This window comes from Anaerocolumna aminovalerica (assembly GCF_900115365.1).
In the GTDB taxonomy this organism is placed as follows: Bacteria; Bacillota; Clostridia; order Lachnospirales; family Lachnospiraceae; genus Anaerocolumna; species Anaerocolumna aminovalerica.
In genome coordinates, this window is sequence record NZ_FOWD01000020.1 from 1 (window position 1) to 21,774 (window position 21,774).

The following is a 21,774-nucleotide window of genomic DNA, read 5'->3' on the forward strand; positions in this document are numbered from 1 at the left end:
GTTGTACGTAAAATAATAACTTTAATAGAATCATCAAAAGACTGGATTTACATATATAATGATTTAATTTACGAAATTCAAAAATGTCGTTCACAAATCCGCCGTAACCGGAAATATGAACGACAAATGACACGTAACAGAAGAAAATATCACAAAAACTCAAAACCAACTTTATAAGTATATTTAAGTGAATATTTGCAAAAAGCCTATTCTGTTAGGTTTATTTATTATACTCTTTTTTTAAAAAAATGAAAATATAAAATATAAATAATATAATATTTTTCTTGTAGAAATTTGCTATCATCTAAAGTTGACGACATTGGGCGGATACCGTGGCAACGGCTAGCTTTCAAGGTGCAAATGTGGACTGGTATATCAAAGCAGAGGATATTGTCTTGAAAAAGGGTGCTGCTTCTGCCGGAAATCCGCAGCAACCGAAAAAGGATATGCCTGCCGGAAAGTAAAAGTTCCTGTTAGGCAGGCGCTTTTAAATCAAAGAAAAGGAGTGATTCAGGCATGAAACAGTTTTTCTTCCGTGGCAAGCGGATTCGCCCCACGGACAAGGAGTTAGTTTTCCATGTTACCCTTGCCGCTTTGCTTCCGGTCTTTCTGCTGATTGTTCTGCTGTTTCATGGCAAGGCAATCATACAGATGGACTGGAAGAACAGCTCTCTTTCACAGATATGCAATATCAATTTCCCGTACCTGCTTATCAGCATGGGCGTGGCAGGCATGGTGTGTCTGGCGTTGGCTGTGCTGATTTATCATTATCGCCGTGATACTATAAAACAGCTCTATCACCGCCAAAAGCTGGCGAAGATGATTCTGGAAAACAAGTGGTATGAAGCAGAACAGGTACAGTCTGACGGATTCTTTAAAGACTTATCTTCCAGCCGTTCCAAAGAGAAAATTACTTATTTCCCCAAACTGTACTATCAGCTTCAAAACGGGCTGATTCAGATTCGGGTGGAAATCACACTGGGGAAATATCAAGACCAGCTTTTACATTTAGAAAAGAAGCTGGAAAGCGGCTTGTACTGTGAGCTGACCGACAAGGAATTAAAGGATTCCTATGTGGAATATACCCTGCTCTACGATACCATTGCAAACCGTATTTCCATAGAGAACGTACAGGCACAGGGCGGCAAGCTCCGGTTGATGAAAAATGTGTGGTGGGAGTATGACAAGCTCCCCCATATGCTCATTGCTGGCGGAACGGGCGGCGGCAAGACGTACTTTATCCTGACACTGATTGAAGCCCTGTTCCGCACCAATGCTGTCCTTTATATCTTAGACCCGAAGAACGCCGACCTTGCCGATTTACAAACCGTTATGCCAAATGTCTACTATAAAAAAGAGGATATGCTTGCCTGCATTGATTCGTTCTATGAAGAAATGATGAAGCGCAGCGAAGACATGAAGAAGATGGAGAGCTACAAGACAGGCGAAAACTATGCCTACTTGGGACTTCCAGCTCATTTTCTTATCTTTGATGAATATGTTGCGTTCATGGAAATGCTGGGAACCAAAGAAAATGCTGCTGTTCTGAATAAACTGAAACAGATTGTCATGTTAGGACGGCAGGCAGGCTTTTTTCTCATTCTTGCCTGCCAGCGTCCAGACGCAAAATATCTAGGGGACGGAATCCGTGACCAGTTTAATTTCCGTGTTGCTTTGGGGCGCATGTCAGAAATGGGTTACGGTATGATGTTTGGAGAAACCGACAAGGACTTTTTCTTAAAGCAGATAAAGGGACGTGGCTATGTGGATACGGGAACCAGTGTCATATCAGAATTTTACACACCTCTCGTACCAAAAGGGCATGATTTTTTAAAAGAAATAAAAGCTCTGATAGACAGCAGGCAGGCGGCACAGGCGGCGTGCGAAGCGAAAGCCGCAGGTGACGACTGACTAGCTGGCTGGTGTGGCGCAAGCCACGCCAGCACGTAACCCCCCGTATCTAACAGGGGGGTACAAATCAACAGGATACAGAACATAAAAAGGTGAAAATCCTTTGTGGTATAAGGGTTTTCTATAGAAATGGCGTATGTCAGCTTGGTATGAAAAGTTGACATACGTTTTTTGATGGGAGGAATTTTACTGAATACTGATACATGGGTACAAGAATTACGAGAAAAGCGTTCTTCTTACGGCATTTCCCAAAGAAGACTTGCAGTAGCCGCCGGAATCACACGCCAGTATCTAAGCGATATGGAAACCGGAAAGATAGTTCCATCAGAGGAATTGCAAGCGTCCATTTTGGAAGCACTGGAACGGTTCAATCCCGATTCTCCGTTGGAAATGCTCTTTGACTATGTGCGGATTCGCTTTCCAACGCTGGACGTTAAGCATATTGTTCAGGACGTTTTGAAATTGAAGCTATCCTATATGCTCCATGAGGATTACGGTTTTTATTCCTATGCAGAGCATTATTCACTGGGTGATATTTTTGTACTGGTATCCCCCGAACAGGAAAAAGGGGTTCTCTTGGAGCTAAAAGGGCGTGGCTGCCGCCAGTTTGAAAGTTATCTGCTTGCACAGGAACGGAGCTGGTATGAATTTTTCATGGATTGTCTGGTTGAGGGCGGTGTGATGAAGCGGCTTGACCTTGCCATCAATGACAAGGCAGGCATTTTAAATATTCCAAACCTGACGGAGAAGTGTCAAAAAGAAGAATGTATTTCGGTCTTTCGCAGCTTTAAGAGTTACCGCAGCGGCGAACTGGTACGGCGTGAGGAAAAAGAATGTATGGGTAATACGCTTTATATCGGCTCTTTGCAGAGTGAAGTATACTTTTGCATTTATGAAAAGGATTATGAGCAGTACAAGAAAAATGATATTCCCATAGAAGAAGCCGAAGTGAAAAACCGCTTTGAAATCCGGCTGAAAAATGAGCGTGCCTACCACGCCTTACGTGACCTGCTTTCTTATGACAATCCAGAGCAAACCGCTTTTAAGATTATCAACCGATATGTCCGATTTGTGGATAGGGATAATACAAAGCCCCGTTCCGATTGGCAGCTCAACGAAGAATGGGCGTGGTTTATCGGAGAAAATCGGGAAAGTATGAAGCTGACCACGAAGCCGGAGCCGTATTCCTTTCAGCGTACCTTAAACTGGATTTCTCATCAGGTAGCACCCACGTTAAAGGTAGCCATGAAATTAGATGAACTCAATCATACGCAGGTGGTAAAGGAAATTATCACCCATGCAAAGCTGACCAAACGGCACAGAACCATTTTAAAACAGCAAGCCGCTTCCACAAAGGAACTGATTGTAAAAGAAACGGACACTGCCCTGTGATTCGGGCAAAAAGGAAGGGAGAAATATTATGAATTTCGGACAGAACTTATACAACTGGTTTTTAACCAATGCGCAATCGCTGGTACTACTGGCAATCGTGGTCATTGGATTGTACTTAGGATTCAAGCGTGAATTTTCCAAACTGATTGGATTTTTGGTGATTGCCTTAATTGCGGTTGGACTGGTGTTCAATGCTGCTGGGGTAAAAGATATTTTGCTGGAACTATTCAATAAGATTATTGGGGCTTAAATGATTGTGAAGAAAGAAAAAACTTGTTATACTTGTTTATATTAAATACGATAAAAAGGGGTGGATTTTAATTTGATTAGCAAGGATATTCTTTCTTCAAAATTTGTTGATGACTATATCAATGAATGTCCCCATTGCAATAAGGGAATACAGGCAGAGATTTTATATCAATATTCAGAGGATTTTGATGGAACTACTTATGTAGACGTCATGGGGAAATGTCCAATATGTAAAAGAATTTTCTGGGGAAAATATAACTATGAACATTTATTTGACCCTCTTGGCTTTCCACAGTTTATCGAACCAGCTACATACTATCCTCAAAAGCAAACAGAAACAGCTTTTAGTAAGGAAATATCGACTATCTCAAAGGAATTTGTAAAACAATACCATCAAGCGGAAACAGTTGAACAATTAGGAATATCCGATGTATGCGGATTGGCTTATCGACGAGCTTTTGAACATTTAGTAAAAGATTTTGCTGTCGTTTTAAATCCCGACAAACAAGATGAAATACTTTCTGATACCAAATTATCAAATGTTATTGCTAATCGTTTGCCAGAAAAGTATGGAATCGAAGAAATTAAAGAGATTGCTAATCGTGCTTGGTGGCTGGGAAATGACTATGCTCATTATACAAAACACTATGTTGATAAAGATATTTCCGATTTAAAAGAATGTATTGATATTACGCAAAATTATATGACGCTATACTTAAAATACAATCATCAAGTATCAACCATTGAAAAAAAGCCTAATAGATAAGAGAAATTATGCAACTGATTCTTTGTGAGTTAGTTGCTTTTTTCATACCCATTTTTAGAAAGGACGTGATGATTTCACATGGAAATGCAGGTCTATATTTCAAACCTTGGCAAATACAATGAGGGCGAATTGGTCGGCGCATGGTTCACCCCACCCATTGACCCCGAAGACGTAAAAGAAAAAATCGGTTTGGACAGCGAATATAAGGAATATGCCATACATGATTATGAGCTGCCCTTTGACATTAACGAATATACGTCCATTGAGGACATTAACCGTTTGTGTGCTCTGGCAGAAGAACTCTCCGGCTCACCCATTGAATCTGAAATGAAAGAGATTCAGCAAGCCTTTTTTGGCAGCTTTGAAGAAATGGTAGAACACGCAGACGATATTCTCTGTTACCCCGATTGTGATGATATGGCAGACGTAGCACGCTATTTCATTGAAGAAACGGGAGCCTTGGGTGAAGTGCCTGCCAGTCTTCAAAACTACATTGACTATGAAGCCTATGGGCGTGACTTGGAGCTGGACGGAAACTTCCTAGTCACCGCTCACGGTGTATTTGAATATGCAGGATAACAACATAACGTAACTTTAAGGGCAGCTCTTTTCTAAGGACTGCCCTTTTCTTATGCAAATTTTGAAAAGAAAGGACAGGTATTTATGAAGAAAATACGAAGCTATACCAGTATCTGGTCAGTGGAAAAAGTTCTTTATTCCATCAATGACTTTAAGCTGCCGTTTCCCATTACCTTTACCCAAATGACATGGTTTGTAGTATCGCTCTTTTTCGTGATACTCTTTGGCAGCCTGCCGCCGCTGTCCCTGATAGACGGGGCGTTTCTCAAATACTTTGGGATTCCACTTGCCATTACTTGGTTCATGAGCCAGAAGACCTTTGACGGAAAGAAGCCATACGGCTTTTTAAAATCGGTTATGACCTATCTGGCACGCCCCAAAATCACCTATTCCGGAAAGCCTGTAAAGCTGCAAACAAAGCGGCATACCGAAGCCATCACAGCAGTTAGGAGTGAAGTTTATGACGTATCCGATTAAATATATCGAAAACAATCTGGTCTGGAACCATGACGGATAGTGCTTTGCCTACTATGAACTGATTCCCTACAATTACTCGTTCCTAAGTCAGGAACAGAAATTTCAGGTACACGATTCCTTTCGTCAGCTCATTGCACAAAACCGTGATGGAAAAATCCATGCCCTGCAAATCAGTACGGAATCCAGCATACGGGCAGCGCAGGAACGTTCTAAACAGGAAGTGACCGGCAGATTAAAAGAAATTGCTTATGAAAAAATTGACCAGCAGACAGAAGCCCTGATTTCCATGATTGGAGAAAATCAAGTGGACTACCGTTTTTTTATCGGGTTTAAGCTGCTCTTAAACGAGCAGGAAGTCACGTTAAAAAATATTGGAAAGAACATGGCAAACACCTTTTCTGATTTTATCCATGAGGTCAACCATAAGCTCATGGGGGATTTTGTTTCCATGAGTAATGATGAAATTGGACGTTTCTCGAAGATGGAAAAGCTGCTGGAAAATAAGATTTCTCGCCGCTTCAAGATCCGCCGCTTGAATAAAGACGATTTTGGATATCTCATGGAGCATTTACACGGGCAGTCCGGCACTGCCTATGAGGATTACGAATATCCTCTGCCAAAGAAAAAGCTAAAAGGAAAAACGCTGGTAAAGCGTTATGACCTGATTAAGCCTACCCGCTGCCTGATAGAAGAAAATCAGCGGTATTTGAAAATCGAACAGGAGGATTCCACCACCTACGCCGCCTATTTTACCATTAACTCCATTGTAGGAGAACTGGATTTTCCCTCTTCTGAAATCTTTTATTATCAGCAACAGCAATTTACCTTTCCCATTGATACCAGTATGAATGTGGAGATTGTGGCAAATAAAAAAGCCCTTTCTACTGTCCGCAATAAGAAAAAGGAACTGAAAGACCTTGATACTCACGCATGGGAAAGTGACAACGAAACCAGCAATAACGTCATGGAAGCCTTGGATACGGTCAATGAATTGGAAACCAATTTAGACCAGTCCAAAGAAGCCATGTATAAGCTCTCTTATGTGATACGGGTATCGGCTCCTGATTTGGAAGAATTGAAACGCCGCTGCAATGAGGTCAAGGATTTCTACGACGATTTAAGCGTGAAGCTGGTGCGTCCCTTTGGAGATATGCTGGGCTTACACGGTGAATTTCTTCCTGCCAGCAAGCGGTACATGAACGATTATATCCAGTATGTAACTTCTGATTTTCTGGCAGGCTTGGGTTTTGGAGCAACACAAATGTTAGGAGAAAATGAGGGTATTTATGTGGGATACAGTCTGGATACGGGAAGAAATGTGTACCTAAAGCCTGCCCTTGCCAGTCAGGGTGTCAAAGGCTCCGTTACCAATGCCCTTGCTGCCGCTTTTGTAGGCTCGCTGGGTGGCGGTAAATCCTTTTCTAACAACATGATTGTGTACTATTCCGTATTATTCGGAGCACAGGCAGTCATTGTAGACCCAAAGGCAGAACGTGGGAACTGGAAAGAAACGCTGCCGGAGATTGCAGAAGAAATTAATATTGTCAATCTCACCAGTGAAGACAGGAACAAAGGCTTGCTTGACCCATATGTGATTATGAAAAATCCAAAGGATTCGGAAAGCCTTGCTATTGATATTTTAACTTTTCTGACGGGAATTTCCTCCCGTGACGGGGAACGCTTCCCTGTCCTTAGAAAAGCCATTCGTGCGGTAACAAACAGCGAAGAACGGGGATTACTAAAAGTCATTGAGGAATTGAGGGTAGAGAATACGCCTGTCAGCACCAGTATTGCTGACCATATCGAGAGCTTTACGGACTATGATTTTGCACAGCTTTTATTTTCCAATGGTGAAGTCACACAGTCCATCAGTCTAGAAAAACAGTTGAATATCATACAGGTGGCGGATTTGGTGCTGCCGGACAAAGAAACCGGATTTGAGGAATATACCACCATGGAACTGCTCTCTGTTGCCATGCTTATTGTTATCAGTACCTTTGCCCTTGATTTTATCCATACTGACCGGAGCCTTTTTAAGATTGTAGACCTTGACGAAGCATGGAGCTTTTTACAGGTGGCACAGGGAAAAACCTTATCTATGAAGCTGGTGCGTGCCGGACGTGCCATGAACGCAGGTGTTTATTTTGTGACCCAGAATACCGACGATTTACTGGACGAAAAGCTGAAGAACAATTTAGGGCTGAAATTTGCGTTCCGCTCTACGGATATCAATGAGATTAAGAAGACCTTGACCTTTTTCGGTGTGGACGCAGAGGACGAAAACAACCAGAAACGCTTACGCAACTTGGAAAACGGTCAATGCCTGATTAGTGATTTATATGGTCGTGTAGGCGTGATTCAATTTCACCCGATATTTGAAGATTTGCTTCATGCCTTTGATACCCGTCCTCCGGTCAGAAAAGAGGTGGAATGATGAATCAGCTTGTAACAGGCAGTGAAAAAAGAAAATGGAGCTGGCAGCGTACAAAAAAAGTGGTGATGACCGTATTTTTAATACTGGGAATTGCTCTTTTTCTTGTATCCGCATTGGGAACGGTGGCATATGCCGCCGGACTGGTTGATGATACTGTGAAAGCCGGAAATGAATACAGCCGATACCCATTAAATAATTACCAGCTTGATTTCTATGTGGATAACGGCTGGGACTGGCTTCCGTGGAACTGGCTGGACGGCATTGGAAAGCAGGTCATGTATGGGCTTTATGCCATTACCAATTTTATCTGGACGATCAGCCTGTACCTCTCCAACGCAACGGGCTATCTGGTGCAGGAAGCTTATTCGCTGGATTTTATCTCCGATACGGCGGATTCCATTGGAAAGAACATACAGACCATTGCCGGAGTGAGTACAAGCGGACTTTCCCCTGACGGCTTTTATAGCGGCTTTTTGCTGATTCTCATTTTAATTGTGGGAATTTACGTTGCCTATACGGGGCTTATCAAACGGGAAACGACGAAAGCCATTCATGCCGTGATAAATTTTGTAGTGGTGTTTGTACTGTCGGCGGCATTTATCGCTTATGCGCCAGATTATATTGGGAAAATCAATGACTTTTCCTCTGACATCAGCAACGCCAGCTTATCCTTAGGAACCAAAATCGTCATGCCAGATTCGGAAAGTAAGGGAAAGGACAGCGTTGACCTTATCCGTGACAGCCTGTTTTCCATACAGGTGAAACAGCCGTGGCTTTTATTGCAGTTTGATAATTCAGACAGTGCGGCAATTGGAGAAGAACGAATTGAAAGCCTGCTCTCTACCAGCCCTAACGCAAACAGCGGCAAGGACAGAGAAGAACTTGTGAAAGAAGAGATTGAGGATAAGGACAATACAAATCTCACCATCACAAAGACCATCAACCGCTTAGGTATGGTATTTTTCCTGTTCCTGTTTAATATAGGGATATCTGTTTTTGTATTTCTGCTGACTGGGATTCTGATTTTCTCACAGGTACTTTTTATTATTTATGCCATGTTCCTGCCTATCAGTTTCCTGTTGAGCATGATTCCAACCTTTGAGGGTATGTCAAGGCGTGCTATTACAAAACTATTTAACACTATTCTCACAAGGGCAGGAATTACACTGATTATTACCACGGCATTTAGCATTTCCACCATGCTCTATACCCTGTCTACAGGATATCCATTCTTTCTAGTGGCATTTTTACAGATAGTCACTTTTGCCGGAATCTATTTTAAGCTGGGGGATTTAATGAGTATGTTTTCCCTGCAAAGTGGCGATTCCCAAAGCGTAGGAAGACAGATAATGAGAAAACCCCGTATGCTTATGCAGGCTCATATGCACCGCTTGCAACATAAGCTGGGGCGTTCCGTGGCGGCAATGGGAAAAAGCCAGTATACCACAAAAAAGACAGGAACAGGTGCAGGAACTTCCAGAACAACGCAGGCAGACCATACCCGACCGGACAAGGAAGCTGCCAGCAGACCCGAGCAATCTTCTTTTGGGAAACATGCCGGAGAAGTAGCCGGAAAAGTGATGGATACCAAAGACCGGATTCGGGATACCGTAGGACAGCTAAAGGAGCAGGCAAAAGATATGCCCGTAAATACCAGATATGCCCTTTATCATGGAAGAATGCAGGTATCAGAGGGAATACAGGATTTTACCTCCGGCGTGACACAAACCAGGGCTTTCAGACAGGAAGAACGGGAGAATAAAGCCAAAAAACGGAGAAACACCATTGCACAGCGTCGGTCAGAAATGGAACGGGCAAGCCAACGGACAGCTTCTCATTCATTTGATTCAGGAAAGGCACCAAAAGCTGGCGGTTTGGTTCATGAAAGACCTACTACTGCTCCAACCCGACAATCCCGTCCGATAGCTGACAGTCCGACACAAGCAACCAGACCAACCGTACAGCCAGAAACTGCCAGAACTACCACCCAAAGACCTGTTGTTTCTGCAAAAGGAGAACAACAAAGACTTGCCAAAGTACCCGACCATCAGGCTGACCGAACAGAGCGGCAGGCAGAAAGACAGGGTTCTTCTGAAAGACAATCCACACAAAGAGCCGCTTCTTCCGGTCAAAGGGAACGTACCTTCCCGGTGGAACGTCAAGTACAATCCATTGGTAGCACTGCTCCTGTTGAAAAACGGGTATTACGGCAATCTACTCAAAAGCGCAGATTTACTGTAAAACGAGAACCGAAAATAAAAGGTTCTACGATTCCTCCGACCAGCAGGAAGGAGGAATCAAAGCCATGAGAGGAAAGCATATCCTGATTGCATTTTCCGGTGTCTTCCTCTTGATTTTCTCTCTCCTTTTACTGGTGGTGATTCTTTTTTCGGAGGAAGAAGACGGAGGATATGACCTGTCATATGGTGGTGCAAATGTGTCAGCGGAAGTGCTGGTACACAAACCAATGTTAGTAAAGTACGCCAGAGAATACGGTATAGAGGATTACGTCAATGTGCTGCTTGCAATCATACAGGTAGAATCCGGCGGTATGTTGGAGGACGTAATGCAGTCCTCGGAATCTATGGGCTTGCCACCAAACACGTTAAGTACAGAGGAATCCATCAAACAGGGGTGTAGGTATTTTGCTTCTCTGCTGGAATACACAAAAGAAAAGGGCTGCGACTTAAATTCCGTTATCCAGTCTTATAACTATGGCGGCGGCTTTCTTGACTATGTGGCAAAGCGTGGAAAGAAATACACGTTTCAGCTGGCGGAGAATTATTCAAAGATACAGTCGGACAGTGTGAAAGTTCCCTATTCCAATCCTATCGCTGTCCAGAAAAACGGCGGCTGGCGGTACAATTACGGAAATATGTTCTATGTATTGCTGGTATCGGAATACCTGACCATGGTGCAATTTGATGATGAAACGGTGCAGGCAGTCATGACGGAAGCCCTAAAATATGAGAGCTGGCAGTATGTTTACGGCGGTGCTTCTCCGACCACTTCTTTTGATTGCAGCGGTCTGGTTCAGTGGTGCTATGGAAAGGCTGGAATTTCCCTGCCACGAACCGCACAGGAGCAATACGACGTGACCCAGCATATCCCTTTATCTGAAGCAAAGGCTGGGGATTTGGCCTTTTTTCATTCCACTTACGACGCAGGTACTTACATTACTCATACAGGGATATATCAAGGAAATAACCGCATGTTCCATGCCGGTGACCCAATCGGCTATGCCGATTTAACCAGTTCCTATTGGCAGCAACATTTAGTTGGTGCAGGAAGAATCAAACGATAGAAAGGACGATACTTATATGGATTTAAGGAAAAATGACAGAAAGCCAAGGCAGGAAAAAGAAAAGAAAATACGCGTTTACAAAGTAAACACCCACAAGAAAACGGTCATAGCCTTATGGGTACTTCTGGTAGTTAGCTTCTGTTTTGCGGTCTATAAGAATTTCACCGCAATCGACATACACACCGTTCATGAAACAAAGGTAATTGAGGAAAAAATTTTGGATACCCACAAGATAGAAAATTTCGTGGAGGATTTCGCCAAAGCCTATTATTCTTGGGAACAGACAGCGGTTTCTATTGATAACCGGAATGAAGCAATCAAGCATTACCTGACCGCAGAATTACAGGCACTCAATACCGATACAATCCGAAAGGACATTCCTGTTTCGGCTGCCGTCAACGAAGTACAGATTTGGTCTGTGGCGCAGGACGGAGAAAATCAGTTTAACGTGACCTATACGGTAGACCAGCTTATTACGGAGGGAGAAAACAAAAAGACGGTACGTTCTGCTTATGAAGTGGTGGTTTATGTTGATGGCTCTGGAAATATGGTTATCACAAAGAATCCCACCATTTGTAGCGTACCTGAAAAATCCGGCTATGAACCAAAAGCAAAAGAAAGTGACGGAACCGTAGATGCAATAACGATTAATGAAATCAATGAGTTTTTAGCAACGTTTTTCAAGCTCTACCCCACCGCCACCGCAAAAGAATTGTCCTATTATGTGAATGACAGTGTATTAAAACCAATTGGGAAAGAGTATGTGTTCTCGGAGTTGATAAATCCAGTCTATAGCAGAAGCGGCAATCAAGTGTTGGTATCTATTTCTGTAAAATATCTTGACCAGAAGACAAAGGCAACGCAAATATCACAATTTGATTTGGTGTTGGAAAAGAACGGGAGTTGGAAAATTGTAAAATAAAAATAACTAGAAGGGATTCTTTTATTTAATCAGCTTAAAATTAGTGGGAAGACTGTTGTATCCTTCCCACTAATAAAAGCTATTTCAGTCATTGTAAATTTCTTCTGTTTCCTTTATTATATCCATAGCCAATAGCACTCCAATTGTAAACGCATAAGAAAAAAGATTATCTTCCTCGCTGGTGGATAGTTCCATATGCAATTGCGATAATTCCTGAAATCTTTCACAATCGTCCAATGACATTTTCGATATAAAATAGCGTTCTTCCTCTTCTATCTTACTTAGCAATTCATTGTACTTTTCACTGTGAGAACCGTGTCGTTCCCATGGGATAATATTACCGTTATAAAGATCATGCAAAATCCGTTTCTTAAAAAGCATAATTTAATTCCTCCTGTTCTCTTCAATCAAAATGATGTATAAGTTCCTCAATAATATCTTCTTTATGTCCGTCTTCCCATTGGGCAATTAGCATTTGTATAAACATTGCTTCTGTTAAATTTTCCATATAATTATCTTTCCTGTGAACCATCAAAAATACCAGCATAATTTCATACATAGATTCTTTTGCAAGTTTTTTTAGTATATCCTGCATCGTTTGTATATTAATGTTTTCACAGTCAGGTGTACAAATTATATGCCACCAGCCAGGATAATCCTCAATCCATTTTAAAAATCTAATTGTTTGCTTATCCCTTTCATTTTCTTTAGCCATATAATATCCCTCCTTTCTATCACTTTCTATCACTTTCTAGTGATAATTTTACCACTAAACCGTGATACAATCAAGAAAAAATCACTATAAAGTGATAATCGAGGAGGTATCTGTTATGACAAAGATTATTCAAGATGTTAATTTAGGTACCAATATACAAAGGTTCCGAAAAGAAAAAGGGCTAACACAAGAACAAATGTGTGCAAAATTAGAGTTAAGCGGAAGACCTATGATACAGTCTACATATGCTCAAATAGAAACTGGCGTTCGTAATATATTTACAAGTGATCTAATTGCTATTACCAGAATATTGGGCGTTAACTTTAATGAGATGTTTAGTGGATTGGAACCAATAAACAAATACGAAATAGAAAGTCAGGATTAACCATTTTCTTCACTTTTTACTTCATCTACAAAAATCTTTCTTACAAATAGTTATAAAATAATAAAAAAATAACGGGTTACTACATACGATTTTTATATGTAACCCGTTATTTTTTTATTATATTTCCATATTGGTTGTATTTTTTATTGTACTAAACCATTTGTATAATACTTTTAGTTTCTTATAATTTAATGTATAATATTGTTATATTTTAGAATCAGTATTAAGAAATTATGTAAAGGTGTAAGTATAATTTTTGATAGAGAAAATTGATAAAGCTTATGGTTTTAAAGGGGGTACATAATGCTGACTTTTTATTTAAGTGTTATAGATACAGAGGAAGATAAAATAAAATTTGAATTGATATATGAGCAGTATGGTAAATTAATGTTTTATATAGCAAATCAAATTTTAAAAGATAACTTTTTAGCGGAAGATGCGGTACACGATTCATTTATTAAAATAATAGAGAATTTAGATAAGATCCAAGATGTGAATTGTCACAAAACAAAGAGCTTTATTGTTATTATTGTGAAGAATCATGCAATTAACATGTACAATAATCGTAAAAGAAAATTCTGTGTTTCTCTTGATGAAGTACAGCATATACTTTTTAAAGACTTTGATGATTCTGTTTTAGAAAACGGTGATGAAAATAATATAAATAATTTAGGTGACATAGGTAAAGCAATTGTGCAATTACCCGCGATGTACAAAGATGTCATGATTCTAAAATTTGTACATGAATTAGCGAATAAGGAAATTGCGGCTTTACTGAATATTAATGAAGCTACTGTACGCAAGCGTATAGAACGTGCGAAACAAAAAATTCAAGCTTCATTAGAAAAGGAGAATTGAAATGTCTTATAGTTTTGACGATGATAAATTGAAAGAAGCTGTAAAGAAAGTTGATGAATATTATATTAATTCTCTTCCAAGGAATGATGATATTGAATATCAGTTTTCTAAAAGATTTCAAAGGAGAATGAAAAAACTTATAAAACAAAGTATGAAAAAAGAAAATTCTGTAAGAACAACTTTTATAAACAAACGGATAGCAGTTGTTTTCTTAAGCATCTTTATACTGCTTGCCTCTTCTATGAATGTATCTGCTGTTCGAAGGGCAGTTTTTGAATTTATATCCTATGTATATGAAAAATACACGGAAATAATATTTGATAATTCTAAACCTATTACAAAAGGTGAATTTACACCATTTACACCTTCCTATATTCCAGAGGGCTTTACGATTAACTTAGAAGATTTGGATGGTAGTGTGTATCTGGAATATATAAAAAGTGATGATTATATTATATACGAACAAAAAAATAAGGAAGATGTTACCAGACATATAAATACAGAAGGTATTGAAGTTGAGGACACAGAAATAAATGGGCAGCCAGCAATATATTACTCTAATTATGGAGTACAAAATCTGATCTGGCATGATGAGTTATATATGTACTCCATCTTTTCAACACTAAATAAGGAAGAAGTTTTTCGAATTGCAATGAGCATTCAGTAATAAAACATAAAAAAATAGAAATTACTCCCTCTTTTTTGTCACAATACCCCTCTCTCATTTGTTTTTATATGTATAAGAGCAGATGAAAGGGGTGATTCCATTGGTTTAAATATTTACTTTTATAATACAGAAACGATTGCAAGGAAACTATTGGATAAAAAGGAGGGAATTTTATGAACATAAAACGATTATTAGGTTGTATATTAGCCGTGTGTATGGTATTTAACACATCTGTTGCTGCTTATGCTGCAAGTGCCACGGTTCTCCAAGGAGATACGGATAGTGCCAGCGATGTTGAGGAATTTGAAAAACAATTAAAAGCTAATGGATATAGTGTTACATATAAAGGTTTTAGAGGTAATAGGACGAGCAGCAGTACGAAAGCTACGGGAGCAAATTTAAAAACTGCGAGTACGAGTGGAAACGATGTAATTTATTGGAGTAGTCATGGCAGTAGTACACCAAGCTTAAATGTGATTAATGGGCCATCGTTCAAGACATTGGATTATTTCAATCCAACCTCTTCATCACCATTAAAGATTGCTATTTTTGCGGCATGCTATCAGCTTGATGGAAATTCAAACCGTGTATCTTTCGCAAATAAAATGCGTAACTCAAAAGTTCGAGTCATAGCTGGTTATCATGAACAAGCACCTTCTTCGCAAGATAAAACGCTTGTGGATCATTTTTTTGTAGCAGTTAAAGATGGTAATTCAGTACGTTACTCATGGGAAGCGGCGAATGTCGAGGTTGGAAAAAGCGGTTCGTGGATAGTACTTGCCTATAAAGACGGGTATAATGAATACTATCGAATGCCGGGATTTAAGAATGAACGTAATAGCGAATATCCAACACCTACATCATCTACACCTATTTATCGTTACTGGGGGTTATCTAATCCGGCGGCTGAAGTTAAAGCAGTTATGCCTTCCGGTGATAAAGCATCTGAATACTTGAGTGAGGGTGTTCCTTTAAAAATTGTACCAATCAGTGACGAACCTAAAATTGGAGCAGATGATATTAAAAATATAATGCCAGACGTTACCATTGCTTCTTCAAATGATTCTCAAAGAATTACAGTTCGCGAGCCAAATGATATAGCTATAGGTAATGTAAATGAGGCAAATACTATTGCTCGTGAATTATTATCTAATCAGCTTAACCTTGGTAACGTTGTAGATAATTCTCTTGTAGAAGAATATCTGGTTAAGTGCGCTGAAATTAAGGAGGATGGTACAGACGGTCCAAGTGAAGTTATATCAAAACGTATTACATACAATAATTCTGCCTATGGTATACCTATTGAGGGAAATATGGTATCCGTTGGAGTAGACAATGATGGCGTTTACGATATTATTGACTCTTGGAGAGATATTCAGCCGGTGTCCGAGATAGCTGGATCTGATTATAGTCGAAGCCAGAAGTATACTTATTCAGATGTGATATTAAGCGCAGAAGAATATTTAAAATCTGAAGGAAAAGAAATAAATGATATAGAAGATAGTGGATTGATTTATGTTAAAAATGATATTGGAGAATATGAACTCTCCTATTCTATAGAATATACAAATGGACTTCAATTACATGTAAGTCTTTCTGATTTGGCTGTAACAGAGATTTCCTCTGGTAAGTAGAGCTATAATATGTACAGGACAAAAGGTATCTATGACAAATGCGGCTAGAAACTGCTGATTAAGGCTTGTTTTAGAATCCGCAAATGGCTGGTTTAGTCATTTGCGGATTAAACAGAGAAAATGAAAAAAGTACAGTTTCTAATACTTAGCCAAATAAGGTTTTAATTAGTATAAGCTTATCAGTTTTTCATATATTAAATTGGAGGAACTGTGGTTATATTTTTAATAAAGGCAGCATTTTTAATTACTTAAATTTAATTGAAATGAGGAAATATCATTATGAGAAAGTTATTTGCTATTTTACTGATATGCGTAGTTAGTTTATCAGGGTGCTCTTCTGATAAAAACAAGACAACAGATAAAGATATTTCGGAGGAACAAGCTGATATAAAACAAGAGGTTTCTGCAATGCCGTCCACAGATGCCACGGAGTCCCCTGTTGATGCCACGGAATCCGATTCACTAGATAAGGAACTCCTGTCAATTAAGGGAGACGAAGCACTTAATAATTTTTCTATAAACGAAAACGGCAGATTGCATTTTCCAAGTGGTGTGGTAAACGATATTTCATTTCTTCTACCCGGGTATAAGAATGTAGTTTTAGATAAAGAAGAATATCGTAAGGATATTGAAAAAATCTTTGATTTACTTACACAAACAGAGCTAAAGACAAGTGAAACTCCTTATTCTCAAATGGACGGGGCGGGACTTAGAATTGACTATGCCCATAATAACAAAGTTACGCAGTTGGAACTTCTTTCCCACTATGATAAGAAAACAGTTTTTGTGAGATTTAGTACAGAAGATAACCTTCTTCATGACAGCGAGGATATTTTATCCGAGGAATTGAGCGAAATAATTCATCATCTTTCCGGATGGAAAACTTTTGATACCGCTGCTTTAAAAGAAATAGATTCTATGATCATCCAAGTTATCAGTGGCATACAAGCCAGTGATTCCATTGTTACACTTTCAGGAGAACAGGCTCGTAATCTACTGGACAGAATGAGCAGTTCTGCCGAAGTAATTGATTGGAATAATGGTGGCTATAATATTTTAATAAAAATGTTTAAAGGGGACGTATTAACTTATAATGCTTACTTATCAGGTGACAGCAGTCCAACCATAGGAATTGAAACCCAGTTTTTTAAAATTGATAGTGATATTGTGCAGGAAATATATAAAGAACTGGACTATGATATGGAGGTATCTAATTAAAATATACAACTGTATATTAATTGCAGTTAAAAGAGATTGTATTTTAACTATAGGAGGTTTATATATGTGGAAAAAAACTGTAAATACCATTAAAATTAGTTTTTTGATTATAATTTCTTGTGTCTTCATTTCAACTCCAGCACTGGCAGGTGAAAAAATGATTAATACAAGCGATATACCAATCATCACACCTCAATATACTTATATCAATAGTGCAAGTAGTTTGCTTACTATTTCTGATGGAACGGCTACAATAAAGGGAAGCGTGCAAAAGACCCCATCAGGAAAAAATATTTCTCTTACCTGCACATTACAAAAGAAATCTGGAAGTACATGGACAAATATCAAAAGTTGGTCTGATTCTTCTTCTACTGATCCTTCTGTTTATATTTCCGAGAAATATACAGTCTCAAAAGGAGAATATAGAGTCAAGACAAATTATTCTGTAAGTGGCACAAATGGAACGGAATCAGGTACGGTTTACAGTAAGACCGTTGAATATAATTAGTTTCTTGTGAGTTAAAACAAGTTAAATATAATTCAAGTAAAACTATTTATATTGTCATTACAGCAATAATTAAAAAGTTTCTTGTGTGAATACCGTTTTCTTGCACAAAATCAAATTATCCTATCAGAACAGACGGCGGTCATCTGCTGTCTGTTTTTATACGCAAGATATAAACTTTTTAAATTATGCAAGCTTACCGGAGGAAAGCTGCTATAGAATAATTGAATCAATTCAGAGGGCTTGCTAACAATCAGTTTGACTTCCAATACTTTTTAATATTGCAAGAATTAACAGGCACACATTCAGACATAGAAATCTGTTTGTGTGCTTTTTTGTTCCAAAAATTTTTACTCCCAATGCAACTGAGAGACCTCCCTTATCGGGACTTAGTGTGAAAGGGGAGCAAAAGAGTTGACGCTCACTCCCTTTTTATGGCAAGGAAGGGGGGTGAGATACCATGAAGCCATCTTGTTTTCAAAACACCATAGAGAATCAGTTTGATTATATATGTAAACGAGCTATGGAGGACGAGCGAAAGGACTACCAGAGATATATTTCCAGGTTATCAAAACGGGAAGTCCTGTTTTCTGATATAGGTGATTATCTTGTCAGTCAATTTTCAGCCATAGATAGCTATTCAACTGATTTTCATACTTTTACTCTAAATGGCTCAACTATAGGTGTGGAAAATGATTTATTAAGTGAAGCATTAAAAAATCTGACGGAAAAAAAGCGAGAAATTATTTTACTCTACTACTTTATGGATATGAATGATTCTGAAATAGCAGAAATGCTAAAGTTGAACCGTTCTACGGTCTATCGTCACAGAACCAATGGACTAGCCTTTATTAAAGAATTTATGGAGGAGCATACGGAGTGAAAACCACATATCCCATGGTTCCCTATTCTGTTATCGTAGCGGCAACAGATGGTGATACAGAGGCTATCAATCAGATTGTGAAGCATTACAGGGGTTATATTGCCAAAAGATCTCTCCGCCCGATGAAAGACGAATACGGGAATCAGCATATGGTCGTTGATGAAACTTTGCGAAGCAGAATGGAAACCAGACTGATTACTAAGATTTTATCTTTTGAAATCAAATAACTATAATTCCCTTCGTGGAAGCGTGCTGATACGCTCCACGCTTCCCGAACGGTGAAATTTGTCATTCTGTCAAAGCATACTGCCGTCAGTGTGTTTTGACAGGCTGTCAAGTCTGCTGTTCTTTGAAAATTAAATAAAAGCAATCGAATACATTTCAATAGGGAGAGAGCCGACGGACTGACACGCCATGACCCGAAAGGAGGAAAGAAATAGAGCGATTCCTGTCAGGGTTCCGTAAGCCGCCTTTGGCAAGGCAGCTGCCATGACTTCCCTATCGTGATAATGATACTCCCGTACAGCCATAGTCCGAGCGTGAAAGAACCGTCGCAGGCAATGGGTACGGCTGCATGAGAACCATGCAGGGGTGAAATTCCCGTGAGCTTTGCCAGAGCTATTCGATTTTGCTGTTAAAGTAAATTCATTCAAGTTATTGGGGGTAATATGCAAAAATCAGATAAATTAAAAATAATAGTATCTTCTAATATGCCGACAGAAAATGCATTAAAGAACTTCCATAATCAGCTTTATAAATTAATGTTAAATGCAAATAAGAAAAAAACGGACTTTACTTCTGATGATAGTAAAGCCGTAAAAATCGAGAAATACTAATTGTTTGATAATTTGTTACGGTCAAGTTCTTGGTAAATAGTGGCATGGATAATATGTCGTCCTCGATTGTCTAATAGCCTATAACTGTTTAACAATTCTTGTTCATCGTCCGTAAGTAATGGAACTTCTAAGTTGAGAGGTTCCCCTTCACCTAAAAGCAACCATGAGAAAGAAAACGAATTATCCCCTTTTGAATATTTACACAAGTAAATTAAGGCTTCCATTGATAGCCCTCTATTACCGTTTTCTATATCGCTTAAAGCACCTTGAGATACTCCTATAAGATTTGAAAAATCTTTTTGATTCAGCTTAAATATATTTTTTCTGACGTATGATAAACGTTTACCAATATGCTCCATAGTATTCCACCTTTTATCCAAAATAGGATATTTATTATTGACAATATCCTATTTTGGATATACAATATCATTAACAGGATATATTAAATAAATAATATCACATTCCAGAATAAATGTCCAATATTTTGAGTATTACAACAGGAGGTGAGTATCTATGGACTTTAATGATAACAAATATGATATTCGTTTTGTTGCAAATTATTTGAGAAAATCTCGTGCTGAAAGCATGAAAGATTTAGAAAAGCACAGAATGATACTCACAGACTTGTGCCATAAATACAACTTTAGATTTGTTGAATACTTAGAGGTTGGTACATCAGATAGTATTGAAATGCGTCCCCAAATGTCAAAATTACTGAAAGAAATTGAAGAGGGGGTATATGATGCTGTATGTGTTGTGGATTATGATAGACTTAGCCGTGGCGATATGGGTGACCAGGACAGAATAATAAAGACTTTTAAAAAGTCTGAAACACTAATTATAACGCCGGATAAGTTTTATGATCTTAACGACGATGTTGATGATGAAATGGTTGAATTTAAGGGGTTTTTGGCAAGACGAGAATACAAGATGATAACAAAAAGATTACGTCAGGGTAAAAAAATAGGAGCAAGGCAAGGTCAATGGACGAACGGCATTCCCCCATTTCCTTATGTATATCAATCGTACAAGGATAAATTTAATAAAAAGGGGCTTGTTGTGAATGACGAAAGATTACTTATTTATCGTGAAATGATAGAAATGGCTTTGCTAGGCATTTCACCACAAAAAATTGCTGAAAGTTTTAATAAGAGAGGTATGCTTACACCAAAAGGAAATTATTGGAGCAACACAGCTATTCAAAGGTTAATTACAAACGAAATCCATTTAGGTAAAATCATCAGCAATAAAACGCAAGGTGACGGACATAAAAATAAGCGTCCTAATGCAAAAGAATACAGGGTTTTACCTAAAAGTGAATGGGTGATAGTGGAGAATTGCCATGAAGCAGTTAAGACACTTGAGGAACACGAAAAAATAATATATATTATCAATCAAAGGCAAAAGGTACCTGTGAAATGTCGTAAACAGACACATTCATTGACCGGTTTAGTAAAATGTGCAAAATGTGGACATTCTCATTCGTTACATACTGTTGATGGTTGTGTATATATAAAGCCTTGCTGGTATAAAGACAGGCTGGGTAATAAGTGCAGAAACTCTGGTATCCTTTCAGACACTTTAGAAAAAATTATTTTGAATGAAATATCAAAATATAAGAATGAGTTTATAAATAGCACTTGTGAAACGGATACACAACTTTACGATAGGATAAGCAGTATGATTCATGATAACGAGGTACTGTTAGCAAAATATCAAAAGGCTTTAGATACTGTAAATGACAGCTATGATTTAGGTGATTACGGTCGTGATGAATGGCTTAAACGTAAAGAAAAATGGAATAAGGCTATTGACAGTGTCACAACTGAAATCTATGAGTTAAAAAAACAGTTACAGGCTACACAACAAAAAAACAATGAAGAAAGGCTTGAAAACTTATTATACTTTTTTGATAATATAACTGCTGCTGCGGACGGTAAAGAACGAAATGACTTGTATAAAACCATAATTGAATGTATCTTTTACCAACGTGACGGGGATAGTATTAATGTAAACATTATATTTAGATAAAGGGGGTG

General features: G+C 38.7%; 22 protein-coding genes and 2 pseudogenes. 21 read left to right on the plus strand and 3 right to left on the minus strand.

The features are described from left to right. Positions 1–323 precede the first annotated feature (323 nt). The 11 genes and pseudogenes from BM183_RS11900 to BM183_RS11955 form a co-directional block, all read left to right on the plus strand. Positions 324–464 (plus strand): annotated as a pseudogene (locus BM183_RS11900) (YdcP family protein); the annotation flags it as partial. Between the two features lie 52 nt (positions 465–516). Further along, on the plus strand, positions 517–1,911 hold the full coding sequence (locus tag BM183_RS11905; protein WP_091687104.1) for an FtsK/SpoIIIE domain-containing protein: 1,395 nt from the start codon (positions 517–519) through the stop codon (positions 1,909–1,911). 174 nt (positions 1,912–2,085) lie between these two features. Further along, positions 2,086–3,303 carry a MobT family relaxase gene (gene mobT, locus BM183_RS11915; RefSeq protein ID WP_091687105.1) on the plus strand — a complete coding sequence of 406 codons (1,218 nt, stop codon included), beginning with the start codon at positions 2,086–2,088 and terminating at the stop codon, positions 3,301–3,303. A 28-nt stretch (positions 3,304–3,331) separates the two neighbouring features. After that, positions 3,332–3,553 carry a hypothetical protein gene (locus BM183_RS11920; RefSeq protein ID WP_091687106.1) on the plus strand — a complete coding sequence of 74 codons (222 nt, stop codon included), beginning with the start codon at positions 3,332–3,334 and terminating at the stop codon, positions 3,551–3,553. Between the two features lie 72 nt (positions 3,554–3,625). Then, complete coding sequence (locus BM183_RS11925; RefSeq protein ID WP_091687107.1) at positions 3,626–4,318, plus strand: DUF4145 domain-containing protein; 693 nt, start codon at positions 3,626–3,628, stop codon at positions 4,316–4,318. An 84-nt stretch (positions 4,319–4,402) separates the two neighbouring features. Further along, positions 4,403–4,897, plus strand: a complete 495-nt coding sequence (locus BM183_RS11930; RefSeq protein WP_425549703.1) for an antirestriction protein ArdA — start codon at positions 4,403–4,405, stop codon at positions 4,895–4,897. Between the two features lie 84 nt (positions 4,898–4,981). Then, the gene (locus tag BM183_RS11935) at positions 4,982–5,374 is read left to right on the plus strand and encodes a conjugal transfer protein (protein WP_091687109.1); all 393 of its coding nucleotides are present in this window, start codon (positions 4,982–4,984) and stop codon (positions 5,372–5,374) included. Next, a pseudogene (gene tcpF / locus BM183_RS11940) lies at positions 5,358–7,808 on the plus strand (conjugal transfer ATPase TcpF). Before BM183_RS11935 ends, tcpF begins: the two are co-directional and overlap by 17 nt. Further along, positions 7,808–10,117, plus strand: coding sequence for a CD3337/EF1877 family mobilome membrane protein (locus BM183_RS11945; RefSeq protein WP_422664686.1), 2,310 nt, complete (start codon positions 7,808–7,810; stop codon positions 10,115–10,117). Before tcpF ends, BM183_RS11945 begins: the two are co-directional and overlap by 1 nt. Next, a complete protein-coding gene (locus BM183_RS11950) occupies positions 10,114–11,112 on the plus strand; it encodes a bifunctional lytic transglycosylase/C40 family peptidase (RefSeq protein WP_091687110.1) in 999 nt (332 codons plus the stop codon). Before BM183_RS11945 ends, BM183_RS11950 begins: the two co-directional genes overlap by 4 nt. A 16-nt stretch (positions 11,113–11,128) precedes the next feature. Next, positions 11,129–12,034 (plus strand): conjugal transfer protein, encoded by a 906-nt coding sequence (locus BM183_RS11955; protein ID WP_091687111.1) that lies wholly within the window; start codon positions 11,129–11,131, stop codon positions 12,032–12,034. An 84-nt stretch (positions 12,035–12,118) separates the two neighbouring features. Here the strand turns inward: BM183_RS11955 and BM183_RS11960 are convergent, their stop codons facing one another. Together BM183_RS11960 and BM183_RS11965 are read right to left on the minus strand one after the other, a co-directional pair. Next, positions 12,119–12,415 carry a DUF6809 family protein gene (locus tag BM183_RS11960; RefSeq protein ID WP_091687112.1) on the minus strand — a complete coding sequence of 99 codons (297 nt, stop codon included), beginning with the start codon at positions 12,413–12,415 and terminating at the stop codon, positions 12,119–12,121. Between the two features lie 22 nt (positions 12,416–12,437). After that, positions 12,438–12,749, minus strand: a complete 312-nt coding sequence (locus BM183_RS11965; RefSeq protein WP_091687113.1) for a hypothetical protein — start codon at positions 12,747–12,749, stop codon at positions 12,438–12,440. Positions 12,750–12,864: 115 nt separating this feature from the next. Here BM183_RS11965 and BM183_RS11970 point away from each other — a divergent pair, with 115 nt between their 5' ends. From BM183_RS11970 to BM183_RS20730, 9 genes are all read left to right on the plus strand, one after another. Beyond that, a complete protein-coding gene (locus BM183_RS11970; protein ID WP_091687114.1) occupies positions 12,865–13,134 on the plus strand; it encodes a helix-turn-helix domain-containing protein in 270 nt (89 codons plus the stop codon). Positions 13,135–13,437: 303 nt separating this feature from the next. Then, positions 13,438–13,992 (plus strand): RNA polymerase sigma factor, encoded by a 555-nt coding sequence (locus tag BM183_RS11975; RefSeq protein WP_091687115.1) that lies wholly within the window; start codon positions 13,438–13,440, stop codon positions 13,990–13,992. Between the two features lies 1 nt (position 13,993). Continuing rightward, positions 13,994–14,659 carry a DUF4367 domain-containing protein gene (locus BM183_RS11980; protein WP_091687116.1) on the plus strand — a complete coding sequence of 222 codons (666 nt, stop codon included), beginning with the start codon at positions 13,994–13,996 and terminating at the stop codon, positions 14,657–14,659. A 173-nt stretch (positions 14,660–14,832) separates the two neighbouring features. Then, positions 14,833–16,293: a hypothetical protein gene (locus BM183_RS11985; RefSeq protein WP_091687117.1), complete on the plus strand. Its 1,461-nt coding sequence runs from the start codon at positions 14,833–14,835 to the stop codon at positions 16,291–16,293. A 279-nt stretch (positions 16,294–16,572) separates the two neighbouring features. Beyond that, positions 16,573–17,511, plus strand: coding sequence for a hypothetical protein (locus BM183_RS11990; protein WP_091687118.1), 939 nt, complete (start codon positions 16,573–16,575; stop codon positions 17,509–17,511). 64 nt (positions 17,512–17,575) lie between these two features. Next, positions 17,576–18,019 carry a hypothetical protein gene (locus tag BM183_RS11995; RefSeq protein WP_170847984.1) on the plus strand — a complete coding sequence of 148 codons (444 nt, stop codon included), beginning with the start codon at positions 17,576–17,578 and terminating at the stop codon, positions 18,017–18,019. 457 nt (positions 18,020–18,476) lie between these two features. After that, a complete protein-coding gene (locus tag BM183_RS12000; protein WP_091687119.1) occupies positions 18,477–18,899 on the plus strand; it encodes a sigma-70 family RNA polymerase sigma factor in 423 nt (140 codons plus the stop codon). 14 nt (positions 18,900–18,913) lie between these two features. Further along, complete coding sequence (locus tag BM183_RS12005) at positions 18,914–19,126, plus strand: helix-turn-helix domain-containing protein (protein WP_253294823.1); 213 nt, start codon at positions 18,914–18,916, stop codon at positions 19,124–19,126. 441 nt (positions 19,127–19,567) lie between these two features. Continuing rightward, complete coding sequence (locus BM183_RS20730; RefSeq protein WP_170847985.1) at positions 19,568–19,735, plus strand: hypothetical protein; 168 nt, start codon at positions 19,568–19,570, stop codon at positions 19,733–19,735. Here the strand turns inward: BM183_RS20730 and BM183_RS12015 are convergent. Next, positions 19,732–20,094 (minus strand): helix-turn-helix domain-containing protein, encoded by a 363-nt coding sequence (locus BM183_RS12015; RefSeq protein ID WP_091687121.1) that lies wholly within the window; start codon positions 20,092–20,094, stop codon positions 19,732–19,734. The two genes, BM183_RS20730 and BM183_RS12015, sit on opposite strands and share 4 nt — an antisense overlap. Positions 20,095–20,248: 154 nt before the next feature. On the opposite strand from BM183_RS12015, the gene BM183_RS12020 reads away from it, so the two are divergent. After that, positions 20,249–21,766: a recombinase family protein gene (locus BM183_RS12020; protein WP_091687122.1), complete on the plus strand. Its 1,518-nt coding sequence runs from the start codon at positions 20,249–20,251 to the stop codon at positions 21,764–21,766. Positions 21,767–21,774: the final 8 nt, after the last annotated feature.

Bases quoted from the DNA above. Each gene is read 5' to 3' on its own strand.
- BM183_RS11905 (WP_091687104.1), top strand. From the start codon at position 517: ATGAAACAGTTTTTCTTCCGTGGCAAGCGGATTCGCCCCACGGACAAG.
- mobT (WP_091687105.1), top strand. From the start codon at position 2,086: ATGGGAGGAATTTTACTGAATACTGATACATGGGTACAAGAATTACGA.
- BM183_RS11920 (WP_091687106.1), top strand. From the start codon at position 3,332: ATGAATTTCGGACAGAACTTATACAACTGGTTTTTAACCAATGCGCAA.
- BM183_RS11930 (WP_425549703.1), top strand. From the start codon at position 4,403: ATGCAGGTCTATATTTCAAACCTTGGCAAATACAATGAGGGCGAATTG.
- BM183_RS11935 (WP_091687109.1), top strand. From the start codon at position 4,982: ATGAAGAAAATACGAAGCTATACCAGTATCTGGTCAGTGGAAAAAGTT.
- BM183_RS11945 (WP_422664686.1), top strand. From the start codon at position 7,808: ATGAATCAGCTTGTAACAGGCAGTGAAAAAAGAAAATGGAGCTGGCAG.
- BM183_RS11950 (WP_091687110.1), top strand. From the start codon at position 10,114: ATGAGAGGAAAGCATATCCTGATTGCATTTTCCGGTGTCTTCCTCTTG.
- BM183_RS11955 (WP_091687111.1), top strand. From the start codon at position 11,129: ATGGATTTAAGGAAAAATGACAGAAAGCCAAGGCAGGAAAAAGAAAAG.
- BM183_RS11960 (WP_091687112.1), bottom strand. From the start codon at position 12,415: ATGCTTTTTAAGAAACGGATTTTGCATGATCTTTATAACGGTAATATT.
- BM183_RS11965 (WP_091687113.1), bottom strand. From the start codon at position 12,749: ATGGCTAAAGAAAATGAAAGGGATAAGCAAACAATTAGATTTTTAAAA.
- BM183_RS11970 (WP_091687114.1), top strand. From the start codon at position 12,865: ATGACAAAGATTATTCAAGATGTTAATTTAGGTACCAATATACAAAGG.
- BM183_RS11975 (WP_091687115.1), top strand. From the start codon at position 13,438: ATGCTGACTTTTTATTTAAGTGTTATAGATACAGAGGAAGATAAAATA.
- BM183_RS11980 (WP_091687116.1), top strand. From the start codon at position 13,994: ATGTCTTATAGTTTTGACGATGATAAATTGAAAGAAGCTGTAAAGAAA.
- BM183_RS11985 (WP_091687117.1), top strand. From the start codon at position 14,833: ATGAACATAAAACGATTATTAGGTTGTATATTAGCCGTGTGTATGGTA.
- BM183_RS11990 (WP_091687118.1), top strand. From the start codon at position 16,573: ATGAGAAAGTTATTTGCTATTTTACTGATATGCGTAGTTAGTTTATCA.
- BM183_RS11995 (WP_170847984.1), top strand. From the start codon at position 17,576: ATGTGGAAAAAAACTGTAAATACCATTAAAATTAGTTTTTTGATTATA.
- BM183_RS12000 (WP_091687119.1), top strand. From the start codon at position 18,477: ATGAAGCCATCTTGTTTTCAAAACACCATAGAGAATCAGTTTGATTAT.
- BM183_RS12005 (WP_253294823.1), top strand. From the start codon at position 18,914: ATGGTTCCCTATTCTGTTATCGTAGCGGCAACAGATGGTGATACAGAG.
- BM183_RS20730 (WP_170847985.1), top strand. From the start codon at position 19,568: ATGCAAAAATCAGATAAATTAAAAATAATAGTATCTTCTAATATGCCG.
- BM183_RS12015 (WP_091687121.1), bottom strand. From the start codon at position 20,094: ATGGAGCATATTGGTAAACGTTTATCATACGTCAGAAAAAATATATTT.
- BM183_RS12020 (WP_091687122.1), top strand. From the start codon at position 20,249: ATGGACTTTAATGATAACAAATATGATATTCGTTTTGTTGCAAATTAT.